General features: G+C 39.0%; 22 protein-coding genes. 2 read left to right on the top strand and 20 right to left on the bottom strand.

The features are described from left to right. Nucleotides 1–289 precede the first annotated feature (289 nt). Both H5126_RS20260 and H5126_RS21745 read left to right on the top strand, forming a co-directional pair. A complete protein-coding gene (locus tag H5126_RS20260) occupies nt 290–877 on the top strand; it encodes a hypothetical protein (protein WP_182721264.1) in 588 nt (195 codons plus the stop codon). Between the two features lie 55 nt (nt 878–932). Next, nucleotides 933–1,241, top strand: coding sequence for a hypothetical protein (locus H5126_RS21745; protein ID WP_182721276.1), 309 nt, complete (start codon nt 933–935; stop codon nt 1,239–1,241). A 191-nt stretch (nt 1,242–1,432) separates the two neighbouring features. Here the strand turns inward: H5126_RS21745 and H5126_RS21750 are convergent, their stop codons facing one another. From H5126_RS21750 to H5126_RS20365, 20 genes are all read right to left on the bottom strand, one after another. Continuing rightward, nucleotides 1,433–1,651 carry a DUF4158 domain-containing protein gene (locus H5126_RS21750; RefSeq protein ID WP_182721277.1) on the bottom strand — a complete coding sequence of 73 codons (219 nt, stop codon included), beginning with the start codon at nt 1,649–1,651 and terminating at the stop codon, nt 1,433–1,435. Between the two features lie 55 nt (nt 1,652–1,706). After that, nucleotides 1,707–1,904, bottom strand: coding sequence for a hypothetical protein (locus H5126_RS20275; protein ID WP_182721265.1), 198 nt, complete (start codon nt 1,902–1,904; stop codon nt 1,707–1,709). Continuing rightward, a complete protein-coding gene (locus H5126_RS20280) occupies nt 1,905–2,318 on the bottom strand; it encodes a hypothetical protein (RefSeq protein WP_182721266.1) in 414 nt (137 codons plus the stop codon). Nucleotides 2,319–2,418: 100 nt separating this feature from the next. Next, nucleotides 2,419–2,748 carry a hypothetical protein gene (locus H5126_RS20285; protein WP_182721267.1) on the bottom strand — a complete coding sequence of 110 codons (330 nt, stop codon included), beginning with the start codon at nt 2,746–2,748 and terminating at the stop codon, nt 2,419–2,421. Between the two features lie 54 nt (nt 2,749–2,802). Further along, the gene (locus H5126_RS20290) at nt 2,803–3,267 is read right to left on the bottom strand and encodes a GIY-YIG nuclease family protein (RefSeq protein ID WP_182721268.1); all 465 of its coding nucleotides are present in this window, start codon (nt 3,265–3,267) and stop codon (nt 2,803–2,805) included. A gap of 19 nt (nt 3,268–3,286) precedes the next feature. Further along, nucleotides 3,287–3,529, bottom strand: a complete 243-nt coding sequence (locus H5126_RS20295; RefSeq protein WP_024604267.1) for a hypothetical protein — start codon at nt 3,527–3,529, stop codon at nt 3,287–3,289. Nucleotides 3,530–3,612: 83 nt separating this feature from the next. Further along, the gene (locus H5126_RS20300; RefSeq protein WP_024604266.1) at nt 3,613–3,810 is read right to left on the bottom strand and encodes a hypothetical protein; all 198 of its coding nucleotides are present in this window, start codon (nt 3,808–3,810) and stop codon (nt 3,613–3,615) included. A 33-nt stretch (nt 3,811–3,843) separates the two neighbouring features. After that, the gene (locus H5126_RS20305; protein WP_158000934.1) at nt 3,844–4,017 is read right to left on the bottom strand and encodes a hypothetical protein; all 174 of its coding nucleotides are present in this window, start codon (nt 4,015–4,017) and stop codon (nt 3,844–3,846) included. A gap of 126 nt (nt 4,018–4,143) precedes the next feature. Next, on the bottom strand, nt 4,144–4,413 hold the full coding sequence (locus H5126_RS20310) for a helix-turn-helix domain-containing protein (protein WP_024604264.1): 270 nt from the start codon (nt 4,411–4,413) through the stop codon (nt 4,144–4,146). Between the two features lie 29 nt (nt 4,414–4,442). Beyond that, nucleotides 4,443–5,183 carry an Abi family protein gene (locus H5126_RS20315; RefSeq protein ID WP_182721269.1) on the bottom strand — a complete coding sequence of 247 codons (741 nt, stop codon included), beginning with the start codon at nt 5,181–5,183 and terminating at the stop codon, nt 4,443–4,445. Nucleotides 5,184–5,460: 277 nt separating this feature from the next. Then, entirely contained in the window at nt 5,461–5,613 is a 153-nt protein-coding gene (locus H5126_RS20320) for a hypothetical protein (protein ID WP_182721270.1), read from the bottom strand. Between the two features lie 23 nt (nt 5,614–5,636). Next, entirely contained in the window at nt 5,637–5,957 is a 321-nt protein-coding gene (locus tag H5126_RS20325) for a helix-turn-helix domain-containing protein (protein WP_182721271.1), read from the bottom strand. Between the two features lie 72 nt (nt 5,958–6,029). Then, nucleotides 6,030–6,362, bottom strand: coding sequence for a type II toxin-antitoxin system RelE/ParE family toxin (locus H5126_RS20330; RefSeq protein ID WP_182721272.1), 333 nt, complete (start codon nt 6,360–6,362; stop codon nt 6,030–6,032). Between the two features lie 25 nt (nt 6,363–6,387). Then, the gene (locus H5126_RS20335; protein ID WP_182721273.1) at nt 6,388–7,167 is read right to left on the bottom strand and encodes a tyrosine-type recombinase/integrase; all 780 of its coding nucleotides are present in this window, start codon (nt 7,165–7,167) and stop codon (nt 6,388–6,390) included. Nucleotides 7,168–7,513: 346 nt separating this feature from the next. Beyond that, nucleotides 7,514–7,918: a hypothetical protein gene (locus H5126_RS20340; RefSeq protein WP_024592037.1), complete on the bottom strand. Its 405-nt coding sequence runs from the start codon at nt 7,916–7,918 to the stop codon at nt 7,514–7,516. Further along, nucleotides 7,911–9,716: a tyrosine-type recombinase/integrase gene (locus H5126_RS20345; RefSeq protein WP_024608498.1), complete on the bottom strand. Its 1,806-nt coding sequence runs from the start codon at nt 9,714–9,716 to the stop codon at nt 7,911–7,913. The genes H5126_RS20340 and H5126_RS20345 overlap by 8 nt, the downstream gene beginning before the upstream one ends. Further along, nucleotides 9,713–11,365 (bottom strand): phage integrase SAM-like domain-containing protein, encoded by a 1,653-nt coding sequence (locus H5126_RS20350; RefSeq protein ID WP_024608497.1) that lies wholly within the window; start codon nt 11,363–11,365, stop codon nt 9,713–9,715. The genes H5126_RS20345 and H5126_RS20350 overlap by 4 nt, the downstream gene beginning before the upstream one ends. A 7-nt stretch (nt 11,366–11,372) precedes the next feature. Next, on the bottom strand, nt 11,373–12,506 hold the full coding sequence (locus tag H5126_RS20355; protein ID WP_024592040.1) for a site-specific integrase: 1,134 nt from the start codon (nt 12,504–12,506) through the stop codon (nt 11,373–11,375). Between the two features lie 268 nt (nt 12,507–12,774). Then, complete coding sequence (locus H5126_RS20360; protein WP_182721274.1) at nt 12,775–14,217, bottom strand: IS1182 family transposase; 1,443 nt, start codon at nt 14,215–14,217, stop codon at nt 12,775–12,777. Nucleotides 14,218–14,500: 283 nt separating this feature from the next. Continuing rightward, nucleotides 14,501–15,097 (bottom strand): HD-GYP domain-containing protein, encoded by a 597-nt coding sequence (locus H5126_RS20365; RefSeq protein WP_004589546.1) that lies wholly within the window; start codon nt 15,095–15,097, stop codon nt 14,501–14,503. Nucleotides 15,098–15,123: the final 26 nt, after the last annotated feature.

Genomic DNA, 15,123 nt, shown 5'->3' on the forward strand with positions numbered 1-15,123 from the left:
GATTATATCAACGGATATTACAACAACGTTAGGCCGCATCATTATAATGCCGGTTTAGCGCCAAATGAATCTGAGGTTAGATATCAAGATTCTAAAACTGTGGCCAAATTTTATTGACCACTACACATAGGTATAATTACGAAACATGGATTGGTGAAAGTTTAGGTGGAAGCATGACAAAAGACAAAGGACTGTTTGTTAATAAACTACGCAATGTGAAAACAATAATGAAAACAGGTACGTTACCTAGCAAAATTTTCGAAGAGAAAGATGAACTATGGAAAGGTATATGAATACGTACTTACTGAGAAAACCCACAGAAATATGTGATGTAATCGACCTCGATATTGTCGAGATGACAAATCAAATTATTGATAAGACTGGCCAGTCGTTTGATGAAATACTTGAAGTAGTCATGGATGATATTCCAAAAGGAAAAAAAACCTTACTTGAATTATCTGCGGATGGGTTTGAATGCAAGCATGAACCACGAGCAAAAAAACAAAATTATGATGTAAATCTATATGGCTCCTTTTTAGTGCTTAATCGACGGGCGTATAACTGCCTTAATGAAGCTATCATAAATTGTGGCGAGTTCGTTCCATTAAAAACTGACAGTGAAGAGATGTTTTTATTTAACACACTCAATTTTGCCTCTGAAGATTTAACATTGACAGAAAAAGCATATCTTGATGGTTATGAGGATGGCCTCAGAACATTAGTATTTGATACTATTGATATACAAGATAAATTGCTTTTTAAGTCGAAATTGCAAGGTGGCCTTTCTGTTTATTGTACTGATGACTTTAAAAAGTTAATTATAGATAACAACCTAAGTGGCATTAACTTTAATAAAGATTTATTGAGCTGCTTTTAAGAAAATACTCTTTAATTTAACGTGTCATCTTTCTTGAAGTCAGGTTGCTTATACAATAAGCTCAGAGTTTAGTGCTTGGATAGAGTCTAAGCTTAATGGCTTTACCGATAGGGATTTATTACCGGAATACCGAATAATGACTGTAGCATGCCTAGGTTATTTTTCTGGTGCCTTTGGTTCTGCTATGAAGAATGCTGAAATACCAAGCCGCTGCATTCCTAAAGACTTCCGAGAGGGCCTGTATACCGTTTATCTTGCTCAACCAGTATCTTCTCTCGAATCGCTTATTAAAAGTTCTGACGGAGGCACAGTTCAAGAGCCCTGGCCGGCTGATTTTACCGCTCATGTTGGACGAAACATATAGGGGTTTTGCGCCCATCCCCTCGATATGAACCTCAGTTGATGTAAGTTATTGAAAAACTTTGCGCTCCCTAACTTTAAGTAAAGATCAAAAAATCTAAAACGTTTTGATAGGTATTTACAGCCAAAATCATTATGTAAACCTTTTGAGAATTGTTTACCTCTTAAATTACTGTTTAAAAAACAGGCTTAAGGTTAATTTCGAGGGGATGGGCAACTAACCCCTAATAGCAGGATAAAATATACTCTAGTTTCTAATCGTCTTAGCTCATTAACGAGTTTTTGGGTTTCACTATCCAATGAAAAATAGTCTTCTCTGTCTGTATGATTAAAGTTAGGAAGAGCGTAAAGTTCGTTTATTTCAGACGATGTAAGTATTTGAATACGTTTAGTGGTTGGGTTAGTGATGATAATTGACCTTTATAGTTATTTTACACCATCATAACTTATGAATGGCCAATAAATAACCTTAAGGTTCATTTCGAGGGGATGGGCACAAAACCCCAAAAACTTTCATTTGTCGATAAATCACATCAAGTGTCATTGCTGAATTTTCAGTTGAGAAAGTAACAGTATCGTAAAGTCTATCATTACCGTCCTGTTGATAACGAACAGCTTGAAAACCCACCGCATTATTAGGAATAGGTGACAGATATTTTTTGCCCATTTATTCCCAACCGACAATATATTGAGGTTCTTTCATATCCGCAATATAATCACCAAGCGTACTCAAGAACGTTCCATCTTCATTTGTTAATTTCATATCTAGTTGAGCTGATAAATCCTCAACATCACCTAAATCATGAGCTTCAAGGTTTGTGTATCCTTGTAGCAACATCAATGCACTTTTTTCGTTTTCAGCTAACACTATGTCGTTTTCACCAACTTGGTAAGGCTTTAGCTTTTTTTCAAAAAACTCAATACCAAAAGCGTTAATAAACCGTTCACGGTCGCTATTATCAATATCATCTAAATTCAAATCCATAACAGCGGCAACAAGCTGTATACTTTCTTTACTAGCACCTTGCTCTGTCATATATGAAAGAGCTGTAGCAGCGCCATTGCTGTAATCAGTTTGCATATTTAAACTCCTATTATTTATCTATATCGTATAAAACGTACAATACGATTCATACGATACAAATGTTCCAATCTCGCTATTTTTCTCTGTTTTTTAGCCTTTAACCAAAGACTGGCTCTGATAATTTGAGCAAAACTGCTTCCTCAGTTTGCTTGATATCTTCGATGAATTGAAAATCCCAGTCATCACCTGACGCTATATCTGCATCAAAAGGAACGGTCGCGTCTATTTCCTGCAACCTATTCAAAAGCTGTTGAATAGTTGAGTATCTCCCAGCGTTTGAAGCGCCTTGCAAAAAAGTTCGTGGTGGTTCATGGTAAACTTTACCCACATATGAGATCGAGTAGTCTTCGTTAGCAACATTTACGATTTGTACTTTTTGCTCTTGAGGAGAGTTTTTTAGTTTTTTTATCAGTTCGCTTGATTTCAAAGTATTAGCCCTTTGTAGAGGTGAATTCCTATATTTGAAGAGTTTTTCCAATACTTAATTCGCTATGATTTGCTTAATTAAATTTTCTAATTTAGCACCAATCGTGCGGGGTGGAATGGCAAAAATCTCATTTCTTGTAACTATAGTGTTTTTCCAAAATGCGTCTGAAGTAGATTTATAGCTGATTTTATCTTTTTTAAATAACATTAAAGCCAAAGTGTTAGCTTCTTTATTAGTAAAGTGCTGACCCTTAATCTCTCCCTGAAGCCATTTATATCGGCGGCGGTATTCATCAAAATATCCATGAAGCAATGATTCATACTGAGCACTATCTAAAGCAAGCAAAAATTGAAAGTCGTATGGCTTGTATAATCTACAATGCTGATGCTGATAAACACGCTTTCTAAGGTCTGTTTTTGCATGACCTATCTTCATAATTCTTTTGTTTTGAGATAAAAGAACATAAGTCCACCCTCGCTTGTAAACCTTTGCTTCTTCTAAATTTTGAATGATCTTCAAATTCCGTATTCCAATTAAACTATTTGTTCTTTTTATTCCATACGTTCAGAGCGTTTTTGAGGTACTGAATTGGCTCAGGCATAGGATGTGTTTTCCCTGGCTTGGTTTTGCGTTCATGTTTCGCATGTTCACGCTCAATCTTGCTCCAATCCTTCGGGTAAAGCTCTTGAAACTTATTAATGAAGTCATCAAATAAATATCCTTCGTTTAACTCACCAACCACATTTTCGATTTTTTCATCTTTCTTCGTTATTACAGCCATTATTTTTCCCTTTAAGCCAGTTGAACATTTTACTTTTGTGAGTAGCACTTAATTAAACGCCACTGGCAAAAGCTGATTTCCAATTAGTAGATTTGCTGCAACTCGATAACAGTTTCTTTGGCGGCCATCATTACCGAATACGCTGTTTGCTGATATTCATTATCCAGTTCGCCACCCAAACCTTCGCACCATGTTTGATACTCTTCTTCAGCTACATCTTCATTAAAGCCGTTGGCTAAAAACTCAGACTTCCAGTGTTCGTACAACCATTCAAGCGCCATAGCTATTTTTCCAATATACTGCTGGGGTTTTTCTTATTCGCCATCCGGATCTACTTCCAGCTCGATGGCTTCAAATGCTTCTTCGCGAAAATCGGTATCATTTAAGCCCCATTTATAAGCCAACTCTTTTACCATCTCTGGCAGGTCATCAAATATATTTTCGGCCTGCTCTTTTGACGGAGCGATGTGGACTACATTAACGATCACATCATGTAACCCTGACCAGCTTTGTTCATCTTTAAACAGATCTTCTTTAGTAAAACGTGACGTTCAATTCAGCCTTTGTTTATTTGGGTTATATAGATTTTAAAAATTATTCCAAGATTTCTTAACTTATGGATATGATAGCACGTCTCTAACGTGCCTTAAGTTGTTTTTTAGCCAAGTTTTATTCAGCATTCCCCAATCTGCAACCGAGTACGAACCGCCTTTGTTTTCAAGCGCTATAGAAAGCTCTGGAATTGCCGCTAATGTGTCTTGAGCCGTTCGCCTTGGCATTCCAGTAGCTTCTATAATTGCTGGCACAGTGTTAACACCTGTGCTAATCAACCAAGTCACGTAAGCTCGCCTATATAAGCTAGTTTTTGTTTTACTATGCGTCATTTAATAACTCTGTAAAATTATTTTTAATGCTAATCATTTTGAGTCTCCGGTGATAACAATATATTCTCAAATTTTTTTAAGTTAGCAATATCACATTCCGCTAGAAATCTATCCTCAAACCCTAGCGCGGTTATTAACTGATACTTACTAGAGGACAAATACCTAATTACTTCTAAATGCTCCTTATATTTTTTGATAATGTTATTTATTGCCTGCTCCCTATTTCTAGTAGAACGTCCTTTCCAAGCTGGCTCGTGGTGGAACAATCTATTTCTAAATTTATTTAAAGTACCAAAATTTTGAAAAATGGTATTCAAGGAAACCTTACTTGCTTTGGCGTTGGGAAAGCATTGATTAAATTTGAACTGCCATAAATTATGATCTTTATCTCTTGAATTATTATAGTCTCTCGATAACATATGAACCCAGAACCCAAATGGTAGCCGCGACACTAAATCATTTGTCGTGTATTTAGCTCCCACCTCATCCAAGCACTGCTGCTCTGCTTGGGTCACTTGATTTTTTGATTGGTCACTAATTGCCTTTGTTTTGAACCATTCTGGATCTTCAAACTGCTCTGACGCAGACTGATGTATTGAATTTCTTAATGTAACTTCAAGTAGTTGAACTACTGTGAAAAAATGACTCATAATACTCTGCATTGACATATAAACAGCTATTAATTCATGGTCAGATTTACAGGAGAATACTTGACGATATGTTTCAAGCTTTTCCGTAGATAGACCCTTTTTTATTTCTGCAAGATCCAAATTATTTGCCCTTATTAAATTTATTAGGTATTATTACAACAACTGAGGCATTGCCTCTTGTTGTGATAGCCCTGTCCTCTTACGCTCTATGAGTATTGACAACAGGTAGCGAGTTTAAGAGCCATCCCAATTGGGGTGGCTCACTTGTTTCTGACGAACAATAAATTCTGAAACACACCTTATTGCCCTGTTACTTTTATTCTTGAATAGACATTATTAATAGCCTCTGATATTTGCAACACATTCCAATATTTTGTTTATCCAACTAGTTACCGCTTTACTCATAGAGTGATGGTAAATGCACTATGTCAAAATTTTTATGCTCACCACACTTAGGGCAAGACTCAGGTATATTTGCTTCTTCGGTATAACTCTTATCAAAACCGCATACCATACAAGATGCAGCCCAAACAGGCTCTTTGTCATCCATTATTTATCCTTAAAATTCTTCAACTAGTGTGCTTTAACAGCTTCAACAGCTTCAACAGCCATTGTTAACTGGTCATCTGCAAAGGACGGTTTAAAGCGAAAACCAATTCGAAACAAACAAGTCATTAATTTATCAATGCTGAATTTATCAATTCGGCCATTTACCAAATCGCTTACGCGAGGTTGAGTTAGCCCTAATTTAACCCCTGCATCGGCCTGTGACCAGTTTTTAGCATTGATAATGTCACGAATAACAATCATCAGATCTGAGCGCGTCTGTAGTTCAGAGGCTTCTGCTTTATCTTCTGTGATTGCATCAAAGATATTTGAGTATTCAAGAGTCATCTTAATAACCTTATTGTTTAACTTATAATCACTATATATCAGCATTGATATATATACAAGTGGTGATATGTGTCACTTAATTTCTTTTTCCATTAATTTGTATCGTTTCTTCGCAGTGTCCATTGCCTGCCTATCTACTCCGTTAGTGGTTTTGGTAAATGAGTGCAAAATAAAAACAGTGTCAGCAAATTTAGCAACATAAATCGTTCTGTATGCTGGTCTGCCGTTTTCTATTAGTTCAACCGCGCCAATACCTACACTTTCCTTTAAGTGCTTAAACTTGCTAAATGGCTCTTTGTTTTGACAGATTGCGTTTAAATCATTTGCAAAGCGCTTTTGAATTTTATCAGGCAACGCTAGAAACTCTTTTTTTGATTGATTGTTTATAAACTTAAACTTTTTCAACTGGCTAATGTCCTTCTAATATCATTTATTCTTTTATTCCTAGTGGCGGCACTGACTTATACAAGTTATTCAGTGCATCAGTTAATCGCTGTGGATCAGGGATGATGTATGTATCAGTCATATCATCACTAACATGGCCTATAGCCATTTGTATAACGTCATAATCGACACCAGCATCAGATAGTAGGCTGGCGGTACTTTTACGCCCTGAGTGGCTTGAGCCTTGTTTAAAGCCGCAACTCTTAAACAGGTTTCTAACGTAGTTCTCCATGCTTGAGCAAACTAGCGTTTCTTTTTGCCCGTCTTGAGTTTGATACTTTTTGACGTTAAAAGACAAAGTTACCCAGCGCTTTCCGCTTCTAGCTAAAAATAAAGGGCTATCTCCATTTAAGCCACCATAACTACCATCTACAGATAGCATAGCTTTATCTCTAATGCGTCTATCCCGCCAAGCTAAAACGGCTTGCCTTTGTTGCTTTAAAACCAGAGCGCAATCACGGCTTTGATTCGTTTTGGTGTAATCAGCTCTCATTCTAAAAATAGATTTTAGCTCGCCTGATTTAGTAAAAACATCTTTAACTAGCAACTGGCAAGTTTCACCAATGCGCGTTAGTGAGCCGAACAAGAACCAAATTAACGCTACGTTTCTCTCTGCGGTTTCACCACGATTAGCATTAGCAAGTATGTGTTTTAGCTGCGCTTTACTTTCGATTTTCCCTGCGCCTTTTCTGCCTGCTTCAAGTCGCTTTACTGCTTCTGATATTGGCCTACGTCTAACAGGCTTATGACCTTTCTCAAATGGCATATAATTTCCAAACAACACCCAATTCCAATATGGTATATTAAATAATCACCAAAAACTATAAGCATTGTTTTTATTGGTCATATTGGAATAGTCGGAATTGAAGAAAAAAAGTAAGCCGGTTGCTTATGTTAAAATTAGTACACACAGAAAAAAAGCACCCGAAGGTGCCTTTATTTATTTTGTGTACGCCCGACTGTCGATGGACATTAATTATAAATAGTTCGTTACATGTAACTGTAGCTAACCTTATGTTTTATATAACTTTGTTTAAGGTTACACTTTTGGATGTTTTTAACTATCTCAAAAGTAACCTTAATTTGAAATTATTACCATTAAATTCAGGCAATTAGCTGTATATTAGTTGCGTTACATTGTTATTGTCCGCACGAGCATTGCTCAGAGCCATGTTTTTTCGTATTAACGTAGCATTTTGTGATTGAACTTTAGCGAGCATAGCTTTCAATTCTGCCACCTCAGACCGCAACTCTCGATTGCGGTCTTTGTATTTATTAAGTTCAGTTTGTTTGGCATCACGTTGCTGTCGAATGTCTTTGTTTACACCGCCTTTAATACGCTCTAATAGTTCAGGGCAATCACGGTGAATCAATGCTCGACTTACACCTGCTTCTTCGGCAACGGCAGCGACACTCATTTTACGTTTATGAGAAACAGTATTTGGACGACCTTTTTCGATTCGAACAATGGCAAGTCGAACCGCTTTATGTGTCGCTTTTTCTTTCTGGTTAGACATTTATCACCTCGATATCCTTTCTCTCGTTAATCTCTTGCTTCATAGCTTCAACATCAATACCCAATGCCACTAGAACCTTTTCACAGCGTTCCATGCCTTTTTTTACCGCCGCTCTACCAGCTTCACCAATATCATCCAATTGCATCAGTTTCATTTGCTGCACTAGCATTCCCTCCCAATAAGGCAGGTGTCGCTTATCTACAATGCCGCTTTCACAGCTATCAGGCTTACCACACTTACACTCATCATCATTGGTGCACCACCCAATACCTGTTGAGCGAATTGGTATGGAGCTAGAGTATGCCTTTGCCATAGCACTAAGAGAGCCAAAAGATTTAATTAACTCTTTATCCTCACGGACCTTCATGATGTTTTGAGCTATGTCGCCACCAGTGATAGGCGTGTCTAGTTCAAACCAATCTTGCTTAATTTCTTCTTCAACCAGATATTTCTCTCGAAGCATTTCTTCAAACAATTCAGCATCCAAAGCATCATTAAAGGCATACAAAGTGGTCATGGTAATTGACCAATGTTTAAAGTGATCTTTTAATGCTCTCAAGTCACCTAATTCAGAGTGAACCGCATAATTAGCAAAGGTACGTCTGAATTGGTGCGCTGATAGGTTCCAATTACTCCCTATCTGTTCACATAAGTTTGGCAACCTAGCGTTAGTCATTGCCACCCCTGACAATAGGTAAATTGCGTTTCCTTTTCCCAGGTTTTTCGATAGGCAGATGTGGTTTGATATTTCCTCAAGTCGATGTGCTTCCACATGATCGTTGCTTGCTTTCGCTTTTAGTAAATCACACTCAAGTTGATCTTGAAGTGGAGCGCTCAAACGGCCAAGAATATCAATCGCTTCCGTGGCTATCCTTGGCGCAATCCACTCAGCTAACCCTGTATGTGTTTTCTCAGAGACAGTTTCGATGTGGTAGTAAGTGGTGTCACCTTTCGTTTCAGAGCGATACGCATCACGCTTAATGCCTAATATTTCATGGATACGCATACCCGTTGTGAGTAACAGCCAGAAGATACAGCTATCTCGCAGTAGCAATGTTTCTCTCTTTTTTGACGATTTCAGAATTTCATCAGCTTTATCTAGGTATGATTTAGTAAACTGGCACAGCGGAATTAGCACTTTATTTGGAATAATGGGGGTCTTACCTTTGGTAATGGCTTCCCGATACGCTTCACCAACATACCCTGCTTGCTCATTAGCGGTTGATTGAGGCCAAGGATGCTCTTTGACAAAATCAAACTCTTTGCAGTGGTAATAAAGGTCTTCTAGAATGCGGAATCTATCCACCTTGGTGACTGCTGTCAGTGGTTTAGTCTCGCCTTTTCGTTTTGAGTGCAGGGTATTTACATGCCTAACGTAGGCATTTGAGGTAAAAGCTGTCAGCCCATGTGTAACTGTAGTATCTGAACTTAAAACCCACTGAAAATAACTTTTCAACTTGTCCAATGTTTTCACAAGAGTATTAAGAGCTAACCCCTTTTTGAATTTGCTCCAGATTACCCACTTTGCCATGCGCTTCATTTGAGTATCATCAATCGTAGAAAAAGTAAGGTTTAATGCACTTGCTATAGTTGCTTTCGTACCTTTACTAGCAGGAAACACCCATACATCTTCCTCAAATCGAGATAGCGTTTGGTATTCACCATTGGCGAGTTTAATGTAGGTCACGATACCCGTTAGAGAGCCATCAATGACTTGCTCAAGCGCACTGGTGCTTGGCTTTGGACATTGCTGAATTGCAAACTCAGCTTGTGTGAGTATTAACTCAATTGAACTCATTGCGTCACCTTCAACATATCAAGGTTTTGCCAGTACGGATGTGGATTAGATCTTGCCCGTTCTTTTTCAGTCTCTACACGCTGTAGCTGGCCAAGCTTAGCAAATTCAGGGACAACTTCTTCATCTACGATTCTTAGAACATTTTTTAAATGACGCTTCCAGTCTTTACGACCAAACTCGTCACGGCTTCGAATAATCGCCCAATAAAAACTAAAGAGTTTATACAAATCATCACCTGTAATAACGAAGCTTTTACAGCGGAAGCAGCCTAAAAAGTCATTACAGAACGAGCCATTTTTCGGTGCTTTATCGCCATTCTTAGGGTCTTTACAATGCCCTACAGGGACGCTTGGCTCTGCGCACGTTAGCTCTTTAACTCGTATCTCACCCATTAAGCCCAAGTTGCGCTTTGATTGCTCGGGAGCTTGCAGGTAGTGGTCAAGCGTTCCTGTCCCACTGTGTTTGGCTTGCCGCGCAGCAATTAACAAACTCTCACCACTCAGCTCATAAATACCATTGATGAACGTCTTGCGAAAACGGCTTACATTAAGTTTCATCGTTCGACCATCTTCATCTCTTAAGTCGTACTCTTTGATGAATTTTTTGATGTTATATCTAAGCAGCCTTTCTGCTAGAGAGGAGGCCGTACCTCTCTCGGCACCTATGTGGGCAACTCTAGACTCATAGACAAATAACAAGTCGGAATCGATAGACTTTCTCACTTGGCTATTACGCTCAATGATAGCCTCAATAAGATAAGCCACATCAAGCTTTATTCCTTGCACTACTTCAAGTTCCTGTGATTTTCGTAAATTGTGCAATTGCGTGGAGTTGCCTCTTTTTTTGAATACGGTTAAGAGCTTGCGGCAATCTTTAAGGGGGTGGTCGGTCAATGAGTCGGTAGTCATATTGAGAAGCGGAGATGTGTTGATGCCTGTCTGAATCGCCACAGCTAACAAACACAGTGTTAACTGATAACCTGTTAGTGGTTCGGTCTTTTGATAAATCGGCTTAATTGCTTGTTTTAGCGCAACCACCACCTGCCTTTTTTCATGGGGAGTCAGTGGTTTCTCGCCCTTTGCACGTTTACTTGAATTTGGAAATGGGCTCTTAGGAAAGAAATCACTGTTTAGGTTTATGTCATCAATGACTGACCAATAGCCCTTGTCCCTCATGTGTATCAGCATTGACTTGAGATGAGTGTAGTAACCTTTTAGGGTGTTATACCCTAACTCACAACCTCTAAGGTGCAGTAAATATTGCTCGATCAACTCTGGCGTAATGTCATCTTGTGTTAAGTCCTCACCCGCTGAATACCTAAATAATGTAAGGTATTCAGCGAAATGGAAAAAACCATTTTTAAAATAACCTTTTTGAGTTTCCTCGCTAAGAGCATCGGTATTTTTCAGCAGAGCTTTTGCGGTGTAGTACACTCGATTTGTAATGTCGTCATAACCTTTGCCATAGAAACGAGTAAAATTGACGTTAGAACCATTGCCACCTTTTGAACCGATATTCGGGTAATTCACTACAGGGTTGATTGGTCGGACTATTTCTCGATTTTGAGCAGTGTCAGTTGTTGACTCTACTGCCGATGTTTTCTTTAGCTTGTCTTTGTTAATAGACAGTTTTTTTCTTTGTCTCGCCATATTTCACCTACACAATCGCATCAATCTGTTGTTGATACTCAATCGACAAGTCATCGACCAAATCATTAACCAAATGTAAATATTTCATCGTGGTTGTGATACTTGAATGTCCAAGCCGAGCTTGTAGGTACATCAACGGTTCAAATTTACTGCTTTTATGCTCTAACATTCCTTTCAGCATGTGCGTTGCATAAGTATGCCTTAACATATGCGGTGATACGTGAAAGGGTAATTTAAGCGACTTGAGAGCCTTACCAAAAGCAGAACCTTGAGAAGCCCACCCTTGACCATCAGGCGTTAAAAACAAGCAATTTGACTCCACTTCCGACTCTTGTTGCTTCTGAAAACGAGCCTCATTGACATAACGCCACAAGTCCTCCATCAATCGTGTCGGGATGTGTATTTTGCGCTCTTTCTCACCTTTGGTTCGTGAAATATTGACCTCATAGTAAGCTCTGTTTCCAGTAGGCTTTCTTATTATATTCAAGGGAAACAGCAACAGTTCTTTTCGTCTAATTCCTGTCTGTAGACATAAGCGAACCATCAGCTTTAAGGTTGAATTTTCAATCGCAGATAAAAGATCTCGCACTTCAATTACCGATAAAAATTGAGCTTTTTTCTCAAAGGTTTTCATCATCAAATCAGAGCTGTATTTCTTACCACCATTTCTTTCTGTATGAGCTAAAAACTGCTGGCCTTTATTCACTGAAACGGATTCTAGAGAGTAAGGTAATGACTTAAACCACTTACCGACGCCATAAGAATAGAAACGCACTATCGTTCTTAAATGCTGATTGGTTGAATTTACCGACATGCCAAACTCACCAACACAAAGGTCACGATAAGCACTGACTAACATTTCATCTTCACTGCTTTCTGAAATGTCTCGCCAATCCAAACTGTTCTGCTCACAGAATGTCAGGAATTGAGCTAGGTGATTGCCATACGTCCACCAAGTGTTCTCACTATTCACTCGACCTCGTTTTAAGCACTCATATACCAAGAACTGCAACGCCTCTACACAAAGCATTCCTGATTCAATCCCTAGATCTGAATTATCAACTTCCCACGTTAAGAGGGGAAAGTTAGGGTACTTCACACTTTCAATTTCAAAGTCAGATGTGGATTTAATGCAAAGCATAATCGCCCTAATTCACTGTATATTAACACAGTATAATTGTACGCATTATGCTTTGCTACAAAAATAAACGATTTTTTATGTGGACATTGGTATGTAACACGTTTCTGGACAAAAACGAGTTAGAGCCGAAGGTCGGCTCTGTGCCCAGACTGTGTAAAAACTAATTTTTAATAAATTGTCTTGGGTATGTTCTTAGTTTGAAACCATTTAAGATGGTTGCGATCGATTTTTTCTCAGTATCGCAATTTTCTCCGCGCGAGCGAAACTGCTATGGCAACGCTACTCTAATTGCTTTACTTAGGCCGTTAACTCCCATAATTGTTATCATTCTTCTGAAGTTGTAAGCTAGGACATGAAGACTTATTTCTGTCCCCACGCTTTTTAAACCTCGTGTTAGTAAGTGGGTAGCTCCCATCCAGAGTTTAATTGTGCCAAAGGGATGCTCAACAGTTTGCTTTCGATGAAGCATCAATTCAGGTTGATTCTTTAGCTTTTGAAGCATTTCTTCTGTCAGAATCTCATGCACCCACCGCCTTATTCGCCTAGGGTCTTTTTTAGAGTTAGTGCACTGACTTCTTATTTTACAATCTCGACAAGCAATGTGATTGAAGTAAACATCAAGGTATTTACCTTGCTCAAATACCTGCATTCGATTTTGAAGTTCATTACCAGCGGGGCATAAGTAAATATCTTTATTTGCATCGTATTTGAAAAGTGAGCGGTTAAATATCCCTTTCTTTTCAGAGGACGATGTATCCGTCTTGGGCATGATTGGCTCTGCACCCAAATCGATAGTGTCTTTTATATCAGGCTGACTGAAGTAACCTTTATCTGCTAATACCCGTATATCTTTCTTGCGCAATGCTTCTTGTGCGAGTTTCGTCATTGACGCAAGCTGGCCTCTATCTGGCACGTTGGTCACGTCATGCGCCACTATGAGGTGATGCTTGGTATCAACCGCACTTTGTACGTTATAACTCACAACTCTTGTAAAACCTTGAGTTTTCATTAAACGTGAATCAGGATCAGTAGTGGATATTTGCTTATCAGGATGAGCTTCAACTTGTTCTTTAATCTCGTATAGTTTTTTTAACTGGCTGCGAAAGTCAGCTAGTCTCTCTTTTGTGGCTTTAATTTTTGTGACGTTAGCTTGCTCTTTATCGGCTTCATCAAGTAATTCAAGATAACGTTCAATGTTCTTTTCGACTCGGTCGATGTGAAATTTAACTTTGCTTGGCGTAAAATTATTGCCTTTGTTGTTGCTAGCTTTAAACTTACTACCATCGATGGCAACAACGGGTTTCTCAAACATATTCAGGCGACGACAGACTTCAACAAACGTTTTGCATACATTTTTTATACCGCCTACGTTGTCTTTTCTAAAATCAGCAATCGTTTTAAAGTCGGGTGCCAACTTACCAAGTAGCCACATCAGTTCAATATTGCGTTGGCATTCGGTTTCTAATCGGCGGGATGATTGAATACGGTTGAGGTAACCATAAAGATAAAGCTTTAATAGTGTGGCTGGATGATACTTAGGGCGGCCTGTGGACTTTAAGGTTAATCCTTTAAACCCCAATTCAGCTAGATTTAGTTCCTCAATGAAAACATCAATTACTCTGACCGTATTATCTTCACTGACGTAGTCTTCCAACGATTCTGGAAATAACGTTGATTGGTTACGATCTTCACCGCTTATAAACTTTGACATATTGCCTCAACCCTCGACTGAATCAATAGTCTTATTATATAAATATCAGTATATTAAGTGAACTAAATGTATAGATTAATCGATCATAAGCAGCAGATACTTAGACCAAAAGGTGATCAGAGTTTTCACACAGTCTGTGCCATTTGCAGACATTAGCAACGCCTGAGCTCAGGTGCATTTGAGACAACGCCTGCTTTTGCGTTAGCAAAAAAGTGGGTGGCGGATCAAATGTCATCTGCAGAGACTTTTTAGGCAGCGTTCACCGTATTCTAGGAACGAGCGTTTACGAGGCACGTGCCGAACTGGCCTTTATGACTTTTGTAAACAACAAAAAAATATTTGGATCAAACTTCGTGTCCACTTCATGCTTCAAGATATTCATAGTTTCAAGGTGCGATTTAGCCATGCGGTATGGCCTGCTAGTCGTCAGTGCATCATACGCATCAATGATCGAAAGTATTCGACTACTCAGGGGAATATCGGCACCAGCCAGTCCGTCTGGGTATCCGCTTCCATCAAATGCTTCATGATGATGTCTGACAATAGACGCGACCTCGTCTCTGTTTGTCAGGAATGTCTCACTAATTATTCTCTCACCGATAACCGAGTGAGCCTTTATCTCTTCTCTTTCATCAGGTGTGAGCTTTCCAGGCTTCGAGAGAACAGTATCACGAACTCCAATCTTACCCACGTCGTGTAATTGACTGGCAATACGCAAGTCATCTAATGAGGGGGCACTCAAATCGGCCGCACGCCCCACTTCCAACGCAAGCGCACAGACGCGGTCACAATGGCCTCTAGTATACGCATCGCGCGCGCACAATGCCGTAATGAGTGATGGGTAAGCATTTTCTTGATCTGGTGCGAGGGCAAAAGCCATTGAATATCTCTCCTTGTTCAGCAACG

Origin of the sequence: Pseudoalteromonas sp. SG45-3, assembly GCF_014164075.1 — a bacterium.
In the GTDB taxonomy this organism is placed as follows: Bacteria; Pseudomonadota; Gammaproteobacteria; order Enterobacterales; family Alteromonadaceae; genus Pseudoalteromonas; species Pseudoalteromonas distincta.

Bases quoted from the DNA above. Each gene is read 5' to 3' on its own strand.
- H5126_RS20260 (WP_182721264.1), top strand. From the start codon at position 290: ATGAATACGTACTTACTGAGAAAACCCACAGAAATATGTGATGTAATC.
- H5126_RS20275 (WP_182721265.1), bottom strand. From the start codon at position 1,904: ATGGGCAAAAAATATCTGTCACCTATTCCTAATAATGCGGTGGGTTTT.
- H5126_RS20280 (WP_182721266.1), bottom strand. From the start codon at position 2,318: ATGCAAACTGATTACAGCAATGGCGCTGCTACAGCTCTTTCATATATG.
- H5126_RS20295 (WP_024604267.1), bottom strand. From the start codon at position 3,529: ATGGCTGTAATAACGAAGAAAGATGAAAAAATCGAAAATGTGGTTGGT.
- H5126_RS20300 (WP_024604266.1), bottom strand. From the start codon at position 3,810: ATGGCGCTTGAATGGTTGTACGAACACTGGAAGTCTGAGTTTTTAGCC.
- H5126_RS20310 (WP_024604264.1), bottom strand. From the start codon at position 4,413: ATGACGCATAGTAAAACAAAAACTAGCTTATATAGGCGAGCTTACGTG.
- H5126_RS20320 (WP_182721270.1), bottom strand. From the start codon at position 5,613: ATGGATGACAAAGAGCCTGTTTGGGCTGCATCTTGTATGGTATGCGGT.
- H5126_RS20325 (WP_182721271.1), bottom strand. From the start codon at position 5,957: ATGACTCTTGAATACTCAAATATCTTTGATGCAATCACAGAAGATAAA.
- H5126_RS20335 (WP_182721273.1), bottom strand. From the start codon at position 7,167: ATGCCATTTGAGAAAGGTCATAAGCCTGTTAGACGTAGGCCAATATCA.
- H5126_RS20340 (WP_024592037.1), bottom strand. From the start codon at position 7,918: ATGTCTAACCAGAAAGAAAAAGCGACACATAAAGCGGTTCGACTTGCC.
- H5126_RS20345 (WP_024608498.1), bottom strand. From the start codon at position 9,716: ATGAGTTCAATTGAGTTAATACTCACACAAGCTGAGTTTGCAATTCAG.
- H5126_RS20350 (WP_024608497.1), bottom strand. From the start codon at position 11,365: ATGGCGAGACAAAGAAAAAAACTGTCTATTAACAAAGACAAGCTAAAG.
- H5126_RS20355 (WP_024592040.1), bottom strand. From the start codon at position 12,506: ATGCTTTGCATTAAATCCACATCTGACTTTGAAATTGAAAGTGTGAAG.
- H5126_RS20360 (WP_182721274.1), bottom strand. From the start codon at position 14,217: ATGTCAAAGTTTATAAGCGGTGAAGATCGTAACCAATCAACGTTATTT.
- H5126_RS20365 (WP_004589546.1), bottom strand. From the start codon at position 15,097: ATGGCTTTTGCCCTCGCACCAGATCAAGAAAATGCTTACCCATCACTC.